This window comes from Nocardioides pymetrozini (genome assembly GCF_046058985.1).
GTDB lineage: Bacteria > Actinomycetota > Actinomycetes > Propionibacteriales > Nocardioidaceae > Nocardioides.
Genome location: NZ_CP175556.1, coordinates 890667 through 908568, shown reverse-complemented (window position 1 = coordinate 908568; position 17902 = coordinate 890667). Strand labels below are relative to the sequence as shown.

At 72.7% G+C, this 17902-nt stretch carries 15 protein-coding genes; 4 read left to right on the top strand and 11 right to left on the bottom strand.

Annotation, left to right across the window (positions count from 1 at the left end; genetic code table 11):
- The first annotated feature begins 23 nt into the window (after positions 1-23).
- A complete protein-coding gene (gene zwf / locus ACJ5H2_RS04425) occupies positions 24-1532 on the top strand; it encodes a glucose-6-phosphate dehydrogenase (RefSeq protein WP_408898354.1) in 1509 nt (502 codons plus the stop codon).
- Here zwf and ACJ5H2_RS04420 read toward each other — a convergent pair.
- From ACJ5H2_RS04420 to groES, 5 genes are all read right to left on the bottom strand, one after another.
- Positions 1495-2502: a cytochrome d ubiquinol oxidase subunit II gene (locus ACJ5H2_RS04420; protein ID WP_408898353.1), complete on the bottom strand. Its 1008-nt coding sequence runs from the start codon at positions 2500-2502 to the stop codon at positions 1495-1497. The genes zwf and ACJ5H2_RS04420 overlap by 38 nt on opposite strands.
- Complete coding sequence (locus ACJ5H2_RS04415; protein WP_408898352.1) at positions 2499-3914, bottom strand: cytochrome ubiquinol oxidase subunit I; 1416 nt, start codon at positions 3912-3914, stop codon at positions 2499-2501. Before ACJ5H2_RS04415 ends, ACJ5H2_RS04420 begins: the two co-directional genes overlap by 4 nt.
- A 75-nt stretch (positions 3915-3989) precedes the next feature.
- Complete coding sequence (locus tag ACJ5H2_RS04410; RefSeq protein ID WP_408898351.1) at positions 3990-4850, bottom strand: GNAT family N-acetyltransferase; 861 nt, start codon at positions 4848-4850, stop codon at positions 3990-3992.
- A gap of 202 nt (positions 4851-5052) precedes the next feature.
- The gene (gene groL, locus ACJ5H2_RS04405; RefSeq protein WP_408898350.1) at positions 5053-6678 is read right to left on the bottom strand and encodes a chaperonin GroEL; all 1626 of its coding nucleotides are present in this window, start codon (positions 6676-6678) and stop codon (positions 5053-5055) included.
- Between the two features lie 79 nt (positions 6679-6757).
- On the bottom strand, positions 6758-7051 hold the full coding sequence (gene groES, locus ACJ5H2_RS04400; protein ID WP_408899586.1) for a co-chaperone GroES: 294 nt from the start codon (positions 7049-7051) through the stop codon (positions 6758-6760).
- A 187-nt stretch (positions 7052-7238) separates the two neighbouring features.
- On the opposite strand from groES, the gene ACJ5H2_RS04395 reads away from it, so the two are divergent.
- Positions 7239-9392, top strand: a complete 2154-nt coding sequence (locus ACJ5H2_RS04395) for an MMPL family transporter (RefSeq protein ID WP_408898349.1) — start codon at positions 7239-7241, stop codon at positions 9390-9392.
- A 13-nt stretch (positions 9393-9405) separates the two neighbouring features.
- Entirely contained in the window at positions 9406-10581 is a 1176-nt protein-coding gene (locus tag ACJ5H2_RS04390; RefSeq protein WP_408898348.1) for a THUMP-like domain-containing protein, read from the top strand.
- A gap of 12 nt (positions 10582-10593) precedes the next feature.
- On the opposite strand, the gene tsaD is transcribed toward ACJ5H2_RS04390, so the two are convergent.
- From tsaD to ACJ5H2_RS04360, 6 genes are all read right to left on the bottom strand, one after another.
- Complete coding sequence (gene tsaD / locus ACJ5H2_RS04385) at positions 10594-11658, bottom strand: tRNA (adenosine(37)-N6)-threonylcarbamoyltransferase complex transferase subunit TsaD (RefSeq protein WP_408898347.1); 1065 nt, start codon at positions 11656-11658, stop codon at positions 10594-10596.
- Positions 11655-12119 (bottom strand): ribosomal protein S18-alanine N-acetyltransferase, encoded by a 465-nt coding sequence (gene rimI / locus ACJ5H2_RS04380; protein ID WP_408898346.1) that lies wholly within the window; start codon positions 12117-12119, stop codon positions 11655-11657. Before rimI ends, tsaD begins: the two co-directional genes overlap by 4 nt.
- Positions 12116-12739 (bottom strand): tRNA (adenosine(37)-N6)-threonylcarbamoyltransferase complex dimerization subunit type 1 TsaB, encoded by a 624-nt coding sequence (gene tsaB / locus ACJ5H2_RS04375; RefSeq protein WP_408898345.1) that lies wholly within the window; start codon positions 12737-12739, stop codon positions 12116-12118. Before tsaB ends, rimI begins: the two co-directional genes overlap by 4 nt.
- 29 nt (positions 12740-12768) lie before the next feature.
- On the bottom strand, positions 12769-13932 hold the full coding sequence (locus tag ACJ5H2_RS04370) for a family 16 glycosylhydrolase (RefSeq protein ID WP_408898344.1): 1164 nt from the start codon (positions 13930-13932) through the stop codon (positions 12769-12771).
- Positions 13933-14152: 220 nt separating this feature from the next.
- On the bottom strand, positions 14153-15136 hold the full coding sequence (locus ACJ5H2_RS04365) for a hypothetical protein (RefSeq protein ID WP_408898343.1): 984 nt from the start codon (positions 15134-15136) through the stop codon (positions 14153-14155).
- Between the two features lie 224 nt (positions 15137-15360).
- Positions 15361-16707, bottom strand: coding sequence for a threonine/serine exporter ThrE family protein (locus tag ACJ5H2_RS04360; protein WP_408898342.1), 1347 nt, complete (start codon positions 16705-16707; stop codon positions 15361-15363).
- Positions 16708-16748: 41 nt separating this feature from the next.
- Between ACJ5H2_RS04360 and ACJ5H2_RS04355 the strand changes: the two genes are divergently transcribed.
- A complete protein-coding gene (locus tag ACJ5H2_RS04355; RefSeq protein ID WP_408898341.1) occupies positions 16749-17876 on the top strand; it encodes a glutamate--cysteine ligase in 1128 nt (375 codons plus the stop codon).
- Positions 17877-17902 lie beyond the last annotated feature (26 nt).

Here is a 17902-nt window from a genome sequence, read left to right as displayed (position 1 = left end):
GACGGGTCCGAGAGGCTGGGGAGGTGACCTCGGACCTTCCTCCGCACGTGCTCGTCCTCTTCGGTGCGACCGGCGACCTGGCGGCGCGCAAGCTGTTCCCGGGCCTCTACCGGCTCGCCGCGGCCGGGCGTCTCCCCGACCACTTCGAGGTGATCGGGAGCGGCCGCCACGCCCCCGGCAGCGACGAGGACTTCCGCCGCCAGGTGCGTGACGCGCTGGCGGAGTTCGTGGGCGAGGTCGACGAGCGCGTGGCCGGCCCGCTGCTGGAGCGCACCCGCTTCGTGGCGTCCTCCGCGGACGACGGCAGCGAGCTCGCCCGGGCCGTCGCGGAGGCCGAGGACCGGATCCTCGCGACCTGCGGCTGCCTCCTGGGCGACGTACGCCGCCTCCTCTACCTGTCGGTGCCACCCGGGGCGGTCAAGGGCATGGTCGGGATGCTCGACCGGGAGGACCTCGTCGCCCGCTCGCGCCTGGTCACCGAGAAGCCCTTCGGCACGGACCTCGCGACCGCGCGCGAGCTCCAGGCGGTGCTGGCGACGGCGTTCGCCGGCGACCAGGTCTTCCGCATCGACCACTTCCTGGGCAAGGAGGCGGTCCAGAACATCCTCGCGCTGCGCTTCGCCAACGGGCTCTTCGAGCCGGCCTGGAACCGGCACACCATCGAGTCGGTGCAGATCGACGTCCCCGAGAGGCTGACGGTCGAGGGCCGGGGCAGCTTCTACGAGGGCACCGGCTGCCTGCGCGACATGGTGACGACCCATCTCGCCCAGCTGCTCGGGTTCGTGGCGCTCGAGGACCCGCACGCCTTCCGCGCCTCCGCGATCCGGGCCGCGAAGGCCGCGACCTTCTCCGCCGTCCGGCCGATCGACCCCGAGCGCGTCGTCTTCGGCCAGTACGACGGCTACCGCGACGAGCCCGACGTGGCGCCCGACTCCGAGGTGGAGACGTTCGTGGCGGCCGAGGTCTGGATCGACAACGACCGCTGGCGCGACGTGCCGTTCTACCTGCGCACCGGCAAGGCGCTCGCGGAGGGCAAGCGCACCATCACCGTGCGCTTCCGGGACCCACGCCACCGCTGGCTCAAGCCCGAGGACGGCGGGAACCCCGACCCCAACGAGCTGGTCATCGAGCTGACGGACCAGCCCCGGATCGCGATCGACGTGCGGGCCAAGCGTCCCGGACCGGACATGGCGCTGGTCGAGGGGGTGTTCCGCCTCGACCTCGTCGGCGACGTGCCGGGGGCCGACCCGCTCGAGGCCTACGAGCGGCTGCTGCTGGACGTCATGCGCGGCGACCAGACGCTGTTCATCAGCTCCGAGGAGGTCGACCGCCTGTGGGAGATCTTCCAGCCGGTGCTCGACCGTCGCCCGCCCACGGAGCCCTATGCCCCCGGCACGTGGGGCCCGGCGTCCGCGCTGGCGCTGCCGCTCGGCGGGTGGCGGCTGGGCAACCACCACGACCGGCCCGAGGCCCCGGAGCCCACGGGCCAGGAGGTCAGTGGTCGGGGCGGGACCACTCCTCCGTCTGCGTGAGCCGGAACAGGTAGGCCAACGGGGGTACGACGACCACCACCGCCAGGCCGACCGCGACGAGCAGCCCCTGCAGGGTGGCGGGGGCACCGGCCGCGTCCGCGATCGTGATCTCGTCGACCAGCAGCCACGGGTACTGGCCCACGCCCCACCCGGAGACGACCGCGGTCACCGCCAGGACCGCGGCGATGCGCGCGACGGCGTACCGGCGACGCCAGAGCAGCACCATCGTGGCCAGCCCGGCGAGCCCCGCGAGGACGACGAGCGGGGCGGCCCGCCCCTCCAGCCCCGCGGCGAGCGTCGGGGCGTCGTGGTCGATCGGGACCAGCGCGGCGAAGACGACGGCCCCGGTCGCGGCGCCGACGGCCAGCGCGCGGGTCCGCAGCTCCTCGGCCAGCTGCTCCTGGCCGCTGCGGCGGGCGTCGGCGACCAGGAAGCTGCCGGCGAGGAAGGCGCAGGTGCCGACGGCGATCACCCCACCGAAGAGCGAGGTCGGGTTGACCCACGACGACCAGCGGTCGCCCACCCCGTCGAGCGGGACCCGGCCCGACGCGATGCCGCCGGCGACGGTCCCGAGGAAGAACGGGGTGATGATCGACGAGGTCGCGAACACGACGCCGAAGAGACGGGCCTGGGCGAGCGTGGCGGCGTACTTGCGGAAGGCGAAGCTCGCGCCGCGGAGCACGATGCCGAGCAGGGCCAGGAGCAGCGGCAGCACCAGCGTCGACATCGCCGCGGCGAAGGACTCCGGGAAGCCGGTCCACCAGATGACCAGGACGTAGATCAGCCAGACGTGGTTGGCCTCCCAGACCGGGCCGATGCTGTGGTCGACGAGCGTGCGCAGCTCCGCGCCCCGGCGCGCGCTGCCGGCGGTGAGGTCGAAGAAGCCCGACCCGAAGTCGGCGCCGCCGAGGACGGCGTAGGCGATCACCCCGACGAAGAGCGCGGCGGCCACCGCCAGCTCGAGGCTCATCGGCCGACCTCCGAGGAGTGCTGCGCCGCCTGCTCCGGAGCGTAGGGGCTGGGCAGGTCGACCTCCCCGGCGCGCCAGCGGCGGGCCATCGAGCGCAGCACGACGACCGCGCCGACGGTCATCGCGGTGTAGACCACGGTGCTGATCCCGAGCAGCCACCACAGGCTGGCGGTGTAGTCGCCCACGGCCTCCGGGGTGCGCATGACGCCGTAGACGATCCACGGCTGGCGGCCGACCTCGGTGGCGATCCAGCCCGCCTCGAGCGCGATGACGGCGAGGGGCCCGGCGGCGGCCGCGAAGCGCAGGAACCACCGCCGCTCCAGCAGGTCGCGCCCTCGGCGTCGCTGGAACCAGAACCACACGACCGCGGCGGCGAGGAGGGTTCCGATGCCGACCATGGTCTGGAAGGCCAGGTGGGTCAGGTTGACCGGAGGGTGGTCCTCCTCCGGGATCGTGTCGAGACCCGGGACCGGCTTGTCGGGTGAGTTCATGGCGATCAGGGACCCGAGATAGGGGATGTCGATCGCACCCTTGACCTCGCCGTCGATGAGCACGCCGCCGAGACGCAGCGGCGAGGGGCTCTCGGTGGTCTCGGCGAGCTCGAACGCCGCCAGCTTGGCCGGCTGGCGCTCGTCGAGGCCGAAGCCGAGGACGTGCCCGACGAAGGGCTGGGTGACCGCGGCGACGGAGGCGAACACGAACGGGACCATGAAGCCCAGCCGGTGGTGGGCGTCGCGGCGTCCGCGGAGCATGCCGACGGCGTACACGCCGGCGATGGTGAAGCCGGCGAGCATGTAGGCGCCGACCCACATGTGGGCGAACTGGAGGAAGGCCTGCTGGTTGAACAGCACGGCCCACGGACGGACGTCGGTCACCTCGCCGTCGACGACGTCGAAGCCGACGGGCAGGTTCATCCAGGCGTTCACGGCGAGGACGCAGTAGGCACCCGCGATGCCGGTGACCGCCATCGGAAGGACCATGAGGACGTGCCGCCTGGGTGGCATCCGTCCCCAGCCGTAGAGGTAGATGCCGAGGAAGATCGCCTCCAGGAAGAAGGCGAGGCCCTCGAACGCGAAGGGGAGCCCGAGTACGTCGCCGTACGTCCCCATCAGGCCGGGCCAGAGCAGGCCCATCTCGAAGCTGAGCACGGTGCCGGAGACCGCGCCGATCGCAAACAGCACGGCGGAGACCTTCGCCCAGCGCTGCGCGAGCCCGAGCGCCACCGGGTCCCGGCGGCGGATGCCGATCAGGTGCATCGTGAAGATCATCGCCGGGAAGGCGACGCCGAAGCACGCGAGCACGATGTGCCAGCCGAGCGACAGCGCCATCTGCTGCCGGGCGGGCAGCAGGCCCGCGGGCTCGGCCTCGGCGGCGAGGTGGGTCAGGGCGGTGACGACGTCGGGGGCCAGCACACCTCGACCGTACTCCTTGTGAATGTGTTCACAAAGTCTCGGGGACTGTCATCTCCCCCACACGGGCCGGCGGCGTCAGCGGCGCAGGTCGGCCAGCGCGATCCGCACGGTCAGGGACTCCCCCGCCATCCGGATCCGGCCGCGCATGCCCGCGGCGAGCACCATCGGGAGGACCGCCTTGGTGTCCGACGGGGCGGTCAGGACGATCTCCTCCGCGCCGGCCGAGCGCGCCGCGCGGGCGATCTCCGCGAGCAGCCGGGTCCCGACGCCGCGGCGGTGCCAGGCGGGGTCCACCCAGAGGTCCACCGGCCACGGGGCCTCCCCCTCGGCCGCGGTGTACTCGGCCCGGCCGGCGACCTTGCCGCCGGCCAGCGCCGACACCACGGCGCCCTGGGCGACGAAGTCGGGGTCGCCGGCTCCCGGCTGGTGTGGCGCCGGGGGCGCCTGCGCGTCGAGCACCTCGCCGACGAGGTCGGCGAGCGCCGCGGCCCGCGCCCGCTCGGTCGAGGTGAACGGGGTGTCGCGCCGGATCTGGATGGTGGCCGAGCCGCCGACGGTCATCTCCAGGACGTCGTTCGCGTTCGCGCTCGGCGTCACGTCGGCGTCGAAGAGGTGGGCCGCCACGTCGGGGAAGCTCGCCGGCTGGGCGATGATCGCGCGCACCGCCTGGACGTAGCGCGTGGGCTGGTCCTCGAGCGCCGCCGTCGTCACCGGCACGGCGGACACCGACTCCCCGCCCGCCTGGGTCAGCAGCTCGTGGAGGCGCTCGCGGGTCCAGTCCTGCGGGACCTGGAGCACCAGCTCGTCGGTCACCGAGGCCTCCTCGGGGAAGACCTGCACGGTCTGGATGTTCACCCCCGCCCGACCGCAGGCTGCGGCCAGCTCGGCCAGCGCCCCGGGGCGGTTGGGCAGTCCGGCTCGCACGCGCCACAGCATGTCCTCACTATGCCGGACATTCGTGTCCCGGAGCGATCGTCGATGTTTCGCCTGCCGCCCCCGTGCCCCCGACCCGTCCCGAAAGGACGGGGAAAAGCCGCCGACCCGGCAGAGGCAGACCTGCGAGAGGTCAGCTTCCGCCGGGTCGGGACGCCTCCCGTGCCAGCTGGCGCCGGGTCGGCGTCAGCTGGCGCCGGGTCGGTCAGTGGCCGTGACCGTGGCCGTGGCCGTGGCCGGCCGCCTCGGGCTCCTCCTCGACGGGCTTCTCCACGACCAGCGTCTCGGTCGTCAGCAGCATGCCCGCGACGGAGACCGCGTTGGCCAGGGCCGAGCGGGTCACCTTGACCGGGTCGATGACGCCCTGCGCCAGCAGGTCGCCGTACTCGCCGGTCGCCGCGTTGTAGCCGTTGCCGACGCCCAGCTCGCGCACCTTGTTGGTGATCACGTAGCCGTTCTCGCCGCCGTTCTCGGCGATCCAGCGCAGCGGCTCGTCCGCGGCCTTGCGCACGATGCGGACACCGAACGCCTCGTCACCGGTCAGGCCGAGGTCGTCGTCGAGCACGGAGACGGCGTGGACCAAGGCGGAGCCGCCGCCGGGCACGATGCCCTCCTCGATCGCGGCGCGCGTCGCGGAGACGGCGTCCTCGATGCGGTGCTTCTTCTCCTTCAGCTCCACCTCGGTGTGCGCGCCGACCTTGATCACCACGACGCCGCCGGACAGCTTCGCCAGCCGCTCCTGCAGCTTCTCGGTGTCCCAGTCGGAGTCGGAGGCCTCGATCTCCTTCTTGATCTGCTCGACGCGAGCCGCGACCTCGGTCTCGGCGCCCGCGCCGTCGATGATCGTGGTGTTGTCCTTGGTGATCACGATGCGACGGGCCTGGCCCAGCACGTCGAGGCCGACCTGGTCGAGCTTGAGGCCCACCTCGGGCGAGATGACCTGGCCACCGGTGAGCACCGCGATGTCCTGCAGCATCGCCTTGCGGCGGTCGCCGAAGGCCGGGGCCTTGACCGCGACGGCGTTGAACGTGCCGCGGATCTTGTTGACCACCAGCGTCGAGAGCGCCTCGCCCTCGACGTCCTCGGCGAGGATGAACAGCGGCTTGCCCGCCTGGATGACCTTCTCCAGCAGCGGCAGCAGCTCGGCGATCGCCCCGATCTTGCCCTGGTGGATGAGGACGTACGGGTCGTCGAGGACCGCCTCCTGGCGCTCCGCGTCGGTGACGAAGTACGCCGAGATGTAGCCCTTGTCGAACTGCATGCCCTCGGTGAACTCGAGCTCGGTGGAGGGCGTGTTCGACTCCTCGACCGTGATCACGCCGTCCTTGCCGACCTTGCCGAAGGCCTCGGCCAGCAGGTCGCCGATGTGGCTGTCGCGCGAGGAGACCGTCGCCACCGAGGCGATGTCCTTCTCGTCGTCGACGTCGCGCGCGGCGGCCTTGAGGGCGTCGCCGACGGCCGCGGCGGCCGCGTCCATGCCGCGCTTGAGGCCCATCGGGTTGACGCCGGCCGCGACGGCGCGCAGGCCCTCGTGCACCAGCGCCTGGGCGAGGACGGTCGCGGTGGTCGTGCCGTCACCGGCGACGTCGTTGGTCTTGGTCGCGACCTCCTTGGTGAGCTGGGCACCGAGGTTCTCGAACGGGTCGTCCAGCTCGACATCGCGCGCGACGGTCACGCCGTCGTTGGTGATCGTCGGGGCGCCCCACTTCTTGTCGAGTACGACATAGCGACCCTTGGGGCCGAGGGTCACCTTGACGGTGTTGGCGAGGGCGTCGACACCGCGCTCGAGCGCGCGGCGGGCGTTCTCGTCGAACTCCAGGATCTTGGGCATTGCTACTCCTCAACGTGAACGAGCCGCGCGGGCGAGGGCGACCCGGAGGTCGCTCTCGCCCACACGGCTCGAGAAGAAATCAGGAAACGACGGCGAGGACGTCGCGGGCGGAGAGGATGAGGTACTCCTCGCCGGCGTACTTGACCTCGGTGCCGCCGTACTTGCTGTAGATGACCTTGTCACCCACGGCGACGTCGAGCGGGACCCGGTTGCCGTTGTCGTCGATACGGCCGGGGCCGATGGCCAGGACCTCGCCCTCCTGGGGCTTCTCCTTGGCCGTGTCGGGGATGACCAGACCAGAGGCGGTGGTCTGCTCGGCCTCGAGAGGCTTGACGACGATCCGGTCCTCGAGCGGCTTGATGTTGACCGACACGATGTCGACCTCCACTTTCTAAGACTGTGTCTGTGTGTCGTGCATTGGCACACTCGCGGTGAGAGTGCCAACGCTGAAACTAGCACTCTCCGCAAGGGAGTGCCAGAGGCACCCTCCCGATGGCGCTGGTGACGCCCTACCAAAGTCGGTTGACCGGGGGGTCGGGTCCGCCACTAGCGTTGCGACCATGTTCGCCGCGCTCGGTCGCTTCGTGACCCGCTTCCGCTGGTATGTCATCGCCGCCTGGGTCCTGCTCGCCGTGGTCGTCGGCGCCACCGCCCCGGCCCTGGAGTCCACCCAGGACAACTCCGAGTTCCTGCCGGACCACTACGAGTCGATCAAGGCGATGACGCTGCAGGAGGACGAGTTCTCCGACGCGTTCTCCCCCGGCGCGATCCTCGTCATCGAGCGCAAGGACGGCGAGCGGCTGACGGACGCCGACCAGGCGGAGGTCGCCGAGGTCGCCACCGCCCTCGCCCCGGAGCTGGGGAAGAAGACCTTCCAGCCCGCGGTGATCACCCAGGGCGAGTCGGGCCAGCCCAACCTCTCCGAGGACGGGACCGTGATGTTCGCGGTGGTGCCGCTGGCCGACGGCGCCACCGGCTACGACACCCGCGCGATGGACGACGCGAAGCAGATGCGCAAGGACATCGACAAGCTGACGTCCGGCACCGACCTGGAGATCCGCGCCACCGGCGCGGTCCCCCAGGGCCTGGACTCCCAGGAGTCCGGCGAGGACACCCTGGTCATCGTCGGCATCGCGACGGTGGTCCTCATCGTCGGCCTGCTCGCGCTGATCTTCCGCAGCGTGCTGATCTGCCTGCTGCCGATCGTGGTGGTCGGCCTGGTCTCCTCGATCGCGACCGGGGCGATCGCCTGGGCCAACGACATCTTCGACCTCAAGGCCGACGCGTCGGTGCAGCAGATCCTGGTCGTCGTGCTGTACGGCGTCGGCACCGACTACATCCTCTTCTTCCTGTTCCGCCACCGCGAGCGCCTGCGCCAGGGAGCCGCGGTCAAGGAGTCGGTCGTCTACAGCCTCGACCGCGCGGGCGAGGCGATCGCCTCGGCCGGTGGCGCCGTCATCGTGGCCTTCATGGCCCTGATCCTCAGCTCGCTGGGCATCTTCCGGGCGATCGGCCCCGCGCTGGCGATCGCGGTCTTCGTCACCCTCGTCGCCGCGCTCACGCTCGTCCCGGCGGTGGTCTCCCTGCTCGGCAAGGCCCTGTTCTGGCCCTCGAAGTCCTGGCAGAAGGAGCCCAAGCACGGCACCTTCATCAAGCTCGGCAACACGGTGGGCCGGCGTCCCGGCCTGACCGCCCTCGTCTCCGGCGGTGCGATGGCCGTGCTGGCCGTCTTCGCGCTGAGCTTCAACCCCTCCTTCGACTTCAACTCCAGCCTTCCGGAGGGCGTCGAGTCGACCGAGGCGATGGAGACCTTCACCGAGCACTTCTCGGCCGGTGCGGCCGAGCCGGTGCCGGTCCTGGTCGACGCCGAGGGCGCCGACGTCACGCCCGACGAGCTCTCGGCCTTCGCCTCGGCCCTGGGCGAGGCCAAGGGCGTGGACTCCGTGGCCGGGCCGCTGCCGTCGAGCGACGGCTCCGCCTACCAGTTCTACCTGACCCTGTCCGACGACCCGGTGTCCGACGCGGCCCAGGACAACGTCGCGGGGCCCATCCGCGACACCGCCCACGACGCCGCACCCGACGGCACCGACGCGTACGTCGGCGGCACACCCGGCATCTTCGCGGACATGTCCGCGGCGATGGCCCGCGACTACAAGGTCGTCTTCCCGGTCGCGGCGGTCATCATCATGCTGATCCTCGCCCTGCTGCTGCGCAGCCTGGTCGCGCCGTGGTTCCTGATGGCCGCGGTCGGGCTCGGCTTCGCCGCGACGCTCGGCACCACGGTGATCGCCTTCCAGCACATCGGCGGCGAGGCCGGGCTGATCTTCATGCTGCCGATCTACATCTACCTGTTCGTCACCGCGCTCGGGACCGACTACAACATCTTGATGATCGCCCGGCTGCGCGAGGAGGCCCGTGAGGGACGCGACCCGCACAACGCGGCGACCCAGGCGGTCACGCACGCCGGGCCGACGATCGCGGCGGCCGGCATCATCCTCGCCGGCACCTTCGCCTCGCTGATGCTCGGCGGGAACACGCTGATCGTGTCCATGGGCTTCGCCCTGGCTGTCGGCATCCTCATCGTCTCGTTCGTGATGTCGATGTTCTTCACCCCGGCGTTGACCTCGCTGCTCGGGCACGCGGCCTGGTGGCCCGGGCACGGCGACGAGAAGCGCGACGACGAGCCGGAGAAGGAGCTCGCCCCCACCACCTGACAGGATCGGGGTCGTGGACCTCGACGACTTCCAGTGGCTGCTGACCGACGAGGGGCAGGCGCTGCTCGCCGAGGCCACGACCCTGGTCGGGCAGGGCGCCACCCCGCTGGCCGCCGGCTCCGCGCTGCGTCGTACGACGACCCCGCAGCGGGCCGCGACGGCGCTGTCCCAGGTGGAGCTGCGCGAGCGCGCGGCGGCGAAGTTCGGCGACCTGGCGCCACGGATGTACTTCACGCCGGACGCGCTGGAGCAGGCCACCCGGCTGCGCGTGGCGCGGCACCGCGCCGGACGGGCCGCGGCCTTCGGCGCGCAGACCCTGATCGACCTCGGCTGCGGCATCGGGGGCGACCTGGTCGCCGCCGCGGCCGCCGGGCTGGTGTGCGCCGGAGTGGATCTCGACCCGGTCCGGGTCGCGGTCGCCGAGGCGAACCTCGCCGCGCTCGACCTGCCGGGCGCGGTGCAGGTCGCGGACGCGACCACGGTGGACCACCGCGGCTTCGACCTGGCCTTCGCCGATCCCGCCCGGCGCTCCGGCGCGGGCCGCACCTTCCGGGTGGACGACTGGACGCCGCCGTGGAGCTGGGTCGAGGAGCTGCTCGGACGCGACGCCTGCGTGAAGGTCGCGCCCGGCATCCCCCACGGGCTGGTGCCCGCGGGCGTCGAGGCCGAGTGGGTCAGCGACGAGGGCGAGGTCAAGGAGGCGGCGCTCTGGGCCGGCCGAACGGCCACCGTCGCCCGCCGGGCGACCGTCATCGGCGCCGGCGGGCTGGCGACGATCACCGACGAGGAGGACCCGGGTGCGGACGCGGTCGGCGTGCGCGCCGTCGGCGGCTACCTCTACGAGCCCGACGGCGCCGTCATCCGCGCCGGCCTGGTGACCGCCGTCGCGGCGGGCGTGGGCGGCGGGCTGGTCGACCCCAAGATCGCCTATGTCACCGCCGACCAGCCCTTCCGGACGCCGTTCGCCCGCAGCTACCGGGTCCTCGAGCCGCTGCCCTTCCGGGAGAAGCAGCTCAAGGCCGCGCTGCGCGAGCGCGGCGTCGGCCGGCTGACCATCAAGAAGCGCGGGGTCGAGGTGTCCCCCGAGGCGCTGCGCAAGCGGCTGGCACTCAGCGGCGACGCCGAGGCGACCGTGGTGCTCACCCGGGTCGCGGGCGAGGGGACCGCGTTGCTGGTCGAGCCGCTCTGAGGCCGTGCCGGCTCAGCCGGCGAGCACGTCGGTGACCGGCAGGCTGGAGTCGGCCGGCAGGTCCAGGGACGAGGGGGTCCGCCCGCGCGCGACCATCGTCGCGCCGAGCGCCGCGACCATGGCGCCGTTGTCGGTGCACAGGCCGGGGCGGGGCACCCGCACCCGGATGCCGAGCCTGCCGGCCCGCTCCTCGGCGAGGGCGCGCAGCCGGGAGTTCGCGGCGACCCCGCCGCCGATCATCAGGTCCTCGATCCCCTCGCTGCGCGCGGCGTCGAGCGCCTTGCGGACGAGCACGTCGCACACGGCCTCCTGGAAGGACGCGGCGACGTCCGCGACGGGCACGGGCTCGCCGGCTCGCTCGCGGGCCTCGACCCAGCGGGCGACGGCCGTCTTGAGGCCGGAGAACGAGAAGTCGAACCGATGACGCTCCAGGTCGCGCCGGCTGGTCAGGCCGCGCGGGAAGTCGATCGCCACCTGGTCGCCCTCGCGGGCGACCCGGTCGATGTGCGGACCGCCCGGGAACGGCAGGCCCAGGAGCCGGGCCACCTTGTCGAAGGCCTCGCCGGCGGCGTCGTCGATGGTGGCACCCATCGGGTCGACGCCGCTGTCGTGACCCGTCACGTCGGTGACGCGGAGGAGGCTGGAGTGGCCGCCCGACACGAGCAGCGCGAGGCAGGGCTCGGGCAGAGGTCCGTGCTCGAGCTGGTCGACGGCGACGTGGGCGGCGAGGTGGTTGACGCCGTACAGCGGCTTGCCCAACGACAGCGCGAGCGCCTTCGCCGAGGCCACGCCCACGAGCAGCGCGCCGGCCAGGCCGGGGCCGTGGGTCACCGCGATCGCGTCGACGTCGGAGAGCGCCACGCCGGCGGTGTCGCAGGCGCGCTGGATGGTCGGGACCATCGCCTCCAGGTGCGCCCGGCTCGCGACCTCGGGGACGACGCCGCCGAACCTGGCGTGCTCCTCGACGCTGCTCGCCACCGCGTCGGCGAGCAGCGTGTGGCCGCGGACGATGCCGACACCGGTCTCGTCGCACGAGGTCTCGATGCCGAGGACGAGGGGTGCGTCGGGGGTGCTCACGGGTCCATTGTGACGGGCGCGCTCAGCACCAGCGCGGTGGTCCCGTCGCGGTAGTAGCGCGGGCGCCGCCCGAGCTCGGCGAACCCGTGCCGCTCGTAGAACGACCGGGCCGCGGCGTTGTCCTCGCGGACCTCGAGCAGGAGGCGCTCAGCACCGCCGTGCCGGGCGACGGCGCGGACCCCGTCGAGCAGCGCCGAGGCGACCCCGGCGCGGCGCAGCGCGGGAGGTACGGCGACCCGCTGCAGCTCGGCGTCCACGTCGACGACGCTGACCACGCCGTAGCCGGCGAACGCACCGGCCCGCTCGGCGACCAGGTAGCTCACCGTCGGGAGGGCGCCCTCGACGCCCTCGCCGACGAGGTTCGCCGACCACGGGTCGAGCGGGAAGGCCTCGGCCTCCAGGGCGACGATCGCGGCGATGTCGCCGGTCGTGGCGCCCCGGACCGAGACCGGTGTGGTCATCGCGGCGACGCGACCGCGTCGGGACGGCGCAGGTAGAGCGGCTCGGGCGGCAGCACCCGGACCCGCCCCTCGACGACGCCGCGCGCCAGCCAGGCCGCCGACGGGCGCTCCGGGCCACGCGCGTCCGGGAAGGACTCCGGATAGAGCCGGGCCCCCTCTCCTACGACGGGCCCGTCGGTGGCGAGCACCGCGGGCTTGTCGACCACCGGGTCGTCGCGACGCGCCCCCTGTGCGTCGTACGACGCCACGTAGACCTCCTTGCGCCGCGCGTCCGAGGCGACCACGAAGTCGCCGGTGACGGTGCCCGCCGCGACGGCCTCGAGAGCGAGGGCGTCGAGGGAGCACACGCCGTGGACGGGGACCCCGAGCACGTGGGCCATCGTGCGGGCGGTGACCAGCCCGACCCGCAGGCCCGTGAACGGGCCGGGCCCGACGCCGACGGCGATGCCGGTGAGGTCGGCGGGACGGGCGCCGCCCTCGGCCAGCACCTGCTCGACGAGCGGCGCGAGCTGCTCGCCGTGCTTCATGCCCTGGGCGGAGGTCGCCGTGGCGACCACCTCCCGCAGGTCGTGGAGCGCGACGGTGACCGTCGGTGAGGCGGTGTCGAAGGCGAGCAGCACGCTCCGAGGCTACCGGCCGACCGGGCCGCTCACCGCCAGGCCTTCACCCAGTCGACGAGCAGGGTGGAGGTGTCCGGCATGCCCGCGGCGCGGGTGTTCCAGCCGAGGCCCCAGACCTGGGTGAGCACGACGTAGAAGGGCTTGTCGAACGGCTGGGGGGCGGTCATCCCGGTCGGCGTCCACGCGTGGCTGTAGCAGAGGTTGCCGTCGTAGTAGAACCGCATCACGGTCGGCGTCCACTCCACCGCGTAGGTGTGGAACTCCGTCGAGGACGTCGGCATCTTGCAGTTGTAGCCCGAGCTGAGCGCCGTGTTCTCGCCGGCGTAGTGCACCGACGGGTAGACGTTCGCGGACAGGCCGCTGAACCACTCGGCGATGTCCACCTCCCCGGAGCCGGGCCAGCGGCCGTAGGCCTGGTCCTGCGGGTAGAGCCAGAACGCGCTGTGGGAGCCCGCGATGCCCGCCTCCGCGGGCATCTTGATCCGCGCCTCGAACCGCCCGTAGGTCTGGGTGAACTTCGACCGCGTGGCGACCGTGGAGACCTCCGCCTTCGTCATCCAGGACCCGTACGGGCTGCGGCACAGGAACTCCTCGGCGAGGATCGTCGAGGTCAGCCGCAGCAGCCCGCCGCTCACGCCGACGGTGCGGTCGTTGTCGACGTAGCAGCCCTGGCTGCCGCCGTACATGCCGCTGAAGCGGGTCTCCTGCACCATCCACTTGGTGCGGTCGAGGGCGGTGCCGTCGAAGTCGTCGCGGAAGGTGCAGTCGTAGTAGCCCCCACCGGCACGTTCGGGGCGCACGCCGCAGGCGTCGCTCGGGGCGGGCGGCTTCGGCTTCGAGGGGGCGGGCGCCACCTTGCGGGTCTGGCTGACCTTGCCGCCGGCCACGACCCGGTACGTGCTGGTGCGGTCGGGATAGGGCACCGCGATCCGGAAGGCCCCCTTCTTCGAGGCCCGGTCCTTCCCGACGGTCGTCCAGTACGACGACCCGCGGGCCTGCAGCCTGACGACCGACCGCGGCCGGGCGCGTCCCTTGAACACGACGCCGGACGTGCCCTCGCCCGGCCGGCCGAGCTCGGGACGGCCGCCCTCGCCGGCCACGGCGGCCGAGACGGCCGTCGCGGTCACGGGGCTGACGAGGCCGACGAAGCCGGCCACCAGCACAACGACAATGAACGTGCGCACTGCGCGCATCGCGATCTCCCCACGTTTCGATTCCCTCCGTTTCAGACTAGGAATCGCGGGGTCCCTGACGCCTCGGCAACTCAGCCAGGACCGATTGGCCAGAGCTGACCCTCCCATCCGGGACGGGGCCCAGGATCTCTGGGCCCAAGGTCCCGGCCCGCGAGGTGTGAGCTGTGGCGGCGCGAGGTGTGAGCTGTGGGGGCGCGAGGTGTGAGCTGTGGGGCGCTGGTCACCGTCGGCGCGGCCGTCGCCCGGCGTACGACGGCTGGTCCGGACCGCGGGAGTAGATCCGCTTGACCCGGGCCTCGGGCGCCCGCTCCCCGATCGCCGCGGCCAGCTCGGCCAGCCAGGCCAGTCGCGCGCGGGCGCCGAGGTCGTCCTTGCCCACCACGATGACGATCCAGCCCGCCTCGCGCAGCGCGCCCCGACGCAGCCCGTCGTACTCGCGGTCGTCGTCGGAGCTGTGGAACTCCTCCCCGTCGTACTCGACAGCGATCCGCAGGTGGGGATAGGCGTTCTCCATGCGCACCTCGCCCCAGCCCGGCAGCCGTGCCCCCACCTGCGCCTCCGGCATGGGCAGCCCCTCGTCGTGGATCAGCAACCGGACCCAGGACTCCGGCTGCGAGTCGGCCCGGTCCGTCGACAGCGGGATGAGCTCGCGCAGCTGGATCACCCCGCGCTGACCGGTGAAGCGCGGCAGCATCGCGAGCAGCTGCGCCTCACTGATCCCGAACGTACGACGGAACGCGTCGAGCGCCGCGATGGCGCGCAGGCGCCCGCGCAGGCGCGCGACATCGCAGACCGTACGCAGGGGCGTGGTGACCCGGATCCCGCGAACCGTCGTGATGTCCTCGGGCAGGAGCATCCGCTTGCCGCCGAGCACTCCCCGGCGGCGGGCTCCCTCGTGGCCGTCGACGGAGACGACGTCGAGGTCCGGCACGAGGACCTGCTCGGCGAACGCGAGGAGGTCGATGCCGTGCAGCCACGCCGCGCACAGGTCGCACACCACCGCATGGTCCGGCAGGACGAGCGCAGCGGCCTGCGCCCTCAGGTCGACGCTGTCCGGGGTGGCAGTGGCGACGTACACGCCGCGGAGGACGGGACGCACCATGCCGTGCGCGCGCAGATGGCGCAGACGGTCCCGGGTGACACCGGCCGCTCGGGCGGTGGCGGCGGTGAACGGCGTACCCCCGAGGATGTCGAATGGCTCCATGAGGCCGAGGGTGGACCGGCGCCGCCCTCCGGGGGCGGCGGTCGCGCGACGCCTGTGGACGACGCAGGTCCTCCTCTGGCCTGTGGGGTCGCAACGACCTCATCGACAAGCCGTGTGACTCGTGGGAGCCCACAACGCGCACCTCGCGGCCCCACCTCTCGCACCTCGCGGCCCCACCTCTCGCACCTCGCGGCCCCACCTCTCGCACCTCGCGGCCCCAAAGCTCACACCTCGCGGCGGGTGCGGCCCCTCTTCCTGCGGACCCGGGTGACGCCGACGAGGCGAGGACCGGCCAGGCGCGCCTCGACCCGGCGGGCCTCGCGCATGACCGGCTGGGCGACGTACTCGCCGAGGATCACGCCGGAGGCGAGGGCGATCGCGATGGAGGCGGCGGTGACCATGGCGAGCAGGCCCTGGGCGGTCAGCTGGCCGCCGTCCTCGCCGAGCAGGAACAGGCCGCGGTAGATCGACAGGCCGGGCAGCAGCGGGACCACGGCGGAGACCACGACGACCAGCGGCGGCACCCGGAACCGCCGACCCACGGTGTAGCCGAACAGGCCGATCGCGAAGGCGGACAGCCCGACCGCCCAGGTCCGGCCGAAGCCGGCCTCCGACATGATCTCTGTCGCGGCGAGGGCGAGACCCCCGAGCACGCCGACGGGCAGCAGCGTGCGCAGCGGCGCGTACGACGCGAACGCGAACGCCGCCGCCGCCACCGCACCCCCGACGCCCACCGCCGTGACGCCGACCAGGTCGAAGCGAGGCAGGGTCAGACGCGGGATCTCCAGGCCCACCGCGGCGCACAGGGACAGCCCGCCGCTGACGCCGGCGATGATGCCGGCGGTCGCGAGCACCGCCTCGAGGATCCGGGCCCCGCCGGTCACGAAGAACCCGGAGAGCGCGTCCTGGATCGCGCCCATGAACCCGATGCCGGCGAGCAGCATGATGATGTTCGCCGTCACGACCAGGGACGCGTTGAGATGCCACCACGGCTCGGCGAGCCGGGTGCCGAGCGCGGCGAGGACGGTGGCGACCACCCCGCCGGCGACCTGCTGGTAGAAGGTCGGCAGCCGGCGCCGGGTCATCAGCAGCTGGAGCCGGTCGATGCAGATCGCCGCCAGCATCGCGACCAGGATGACGACCAGGCTGCCACCGAGCTGGAGGCCGACGCCCGCGCACATCAGCCCCCACCCGAGGGTCGCCGCCCAGCGCGGCCGGGCGTGCCCCGAGGACACGATCCGCGCGAGCTCGGTGCGCGCGCCCTCGAGGTCGACCTCGCCGGCGACGACGGCGCGGACCAGGTGGTCGACCCGGGTCAGGTCCTCGTAGTCGATGTCGCGCTGGGTCACGGCGCGCAGCTGGACGACGGGCGGCTCGTCCGGTCCCTGCTGGACGCTCATCGCCAGCGAGGTGAAGGTGACGTCGACTTGGGTGTGGCGTACGCCGAGGGCGCGGGCGAGCGCGCGCATCGTCGCCACCACGTCCGCGGCGCCGGCGCCGGAGGAGAGCAGCACCTCCCCGACCTTCAGCGAGAGGTCGAGCGTGCGGTGCAGGGTCCGCAGGTCGTCCATGGCGCAACTGTCTCAGGTCGCGCAGGCCCTACGCTGATCGCGTGCGCATCGACTTCCACGGCTCGGCCGAGCCGACGCTCGGGGTGGAGTGGGAGTTCGCGCTGGTCGACCGGCGGAGCCGGGACCTGCGCAACGACGCCGCCCACCTCTTCGCCCGCGCCAAGCCGCGGATGCCCACGCCCGAGAAGCTCCACAAGGAGCTGCTCAAGAACACCGTCGAGGTGGTCACCGGCGTGTGCGGCACGGTCGGGGAGGCGATGCGCGACCTGCGCGACACCCTGCAGTACGTCGCCGCGGCCGCCGACGACCTCGACCTGGACCTGTACGGCGCCGGCACCCATCCCTTCGCGGACTGGACCGGACAGCAGCTGACCGAGGGACACCGGTACGCCGAGCTGATCAACCGCACCCAGTGGTGGGGCCGGCAGATGCTCATCTGGGGGGTGCACGTGCACGTCGGGCTGCCGGAGCGGGACCGGGTGCTGCCGGTGCTCAACGGGCTGCTCACCTACTACCCCCACCTGCAGGCGCTCTCGGCCTCGTCGCCGGTCTGGATGGGCGTCGACACCGGCTATGCGTCCAACCGGGCGCTGATGTTCCAGCAGCTGCCGACCGCCGGCCTGCCCTTCCAGTTCGAGCGCTGGGAGGAGTTCGAGCACTTCGCCCACGACCAGCTGACCACCGGGGTGATCGACGAGCTCAGCGAGATCCGCTGGGACGTACGTCCCGCGATCAAGCACGGGACGCTCGAGAACCGCATCTGCGACGGGGTCTCCACCCTCGCCGACATGGAGCCGCTGGTCGCGCTCATGCACTGCCTGGTCGTGTGGCTCGACGAGCGGGTCGCGGCGGGCGAGACCCTGACGACCATGCCGCCGTGGCACGTGCAGGAGAACAAGTGGCGTGCCGCGCGGTACGGCGTCGACGCGATCGTCATCCTCGACGCCCAGTCGAACGAGCGGCTGGTGACCGACGACCTCGCCGACCTGCTCCCCCGTCTGGAGCCGGTCGCCGCCCGGCTCGGCTGCGAGGCGGCCCTGGCCTCGGTGCTCGACATCGCGACCCGCGGGCCGTCGTACGTCCGCCAGCGCGCGGTCGCCGAGCGCACCGGCAACGACCTGGTGGCGGTCGTCGACTCGGTCGTCTCGGAGCTGAAGGCCGGTCTCTGAGCGGTCTTCGGACCACGGCGCCCAGG

What these genes read in the sequence shown, in the direction of transcription:
- ACJ5H2_RS04360 (WP_408898342.1), bottom strand. Translation starts at nt 16,707, where the DNA reads ATGGACGACCTGCGGACCCTGCACCGCACGCTCGACCTCTCGCTGAAG.
- ACJ5H2_RS04365 (WP_408898343.1), bottom strand. Translation starts at nt 15,136, where the DNA reads ATGGAGCCATTCGACATCCTCGGGGGTACGCCGTTCACCGCCGCCACC.
- ACJ5H2_RS04420 (WP_408898353.1), bottom strand. Translation starts at nt 2,502, where the DNA reads ATGAGCCTCGAGCTGGCGGTGGCCGCCGCGCTCTTCGTCGGGGTGATC.
- groL (WP_408898350.1), bottom strand. Translation starts at nt 6,678, where the DNA reads ATGCCCAAGATCCTGGAGTTCGACGAGAACGCCCGCCGCGCGCTCGAG.
- rimI (WP_408898346.1), bottom strand. Translation starts at nt 12,119, where the DNA reads ATGACCACACCGGTCTCGGTCCGGGGCGCCACGACCGGCGACATCGCC.
- ACJ5H2_RS04370 (WP_408898344.1), bottom strand. Translation starts at nt 13,932, where the DNA reads ATGCGCGCAGTGCGCACGTTCATTGTCGTTGTGCTGGTGGCCGGCTTC.
- ACJ5H2_RS04395 (WP_408898349.1), top strand. Translation starts at nt 7,239, where the DNA reads ATGTTCGCCGCGCTCGGTCGCTTCGTGACCCGCTTCCGCTGGTATGTC.
- ACJ5H2_RS04410 (WP_408898351.1), bottom strand. Translation starts at nt 4,850, where the DNA reads ATGCTGTGGCGCGTGCGAGCCGGACTGCCCAACCGCCCCGGGGCGCTG.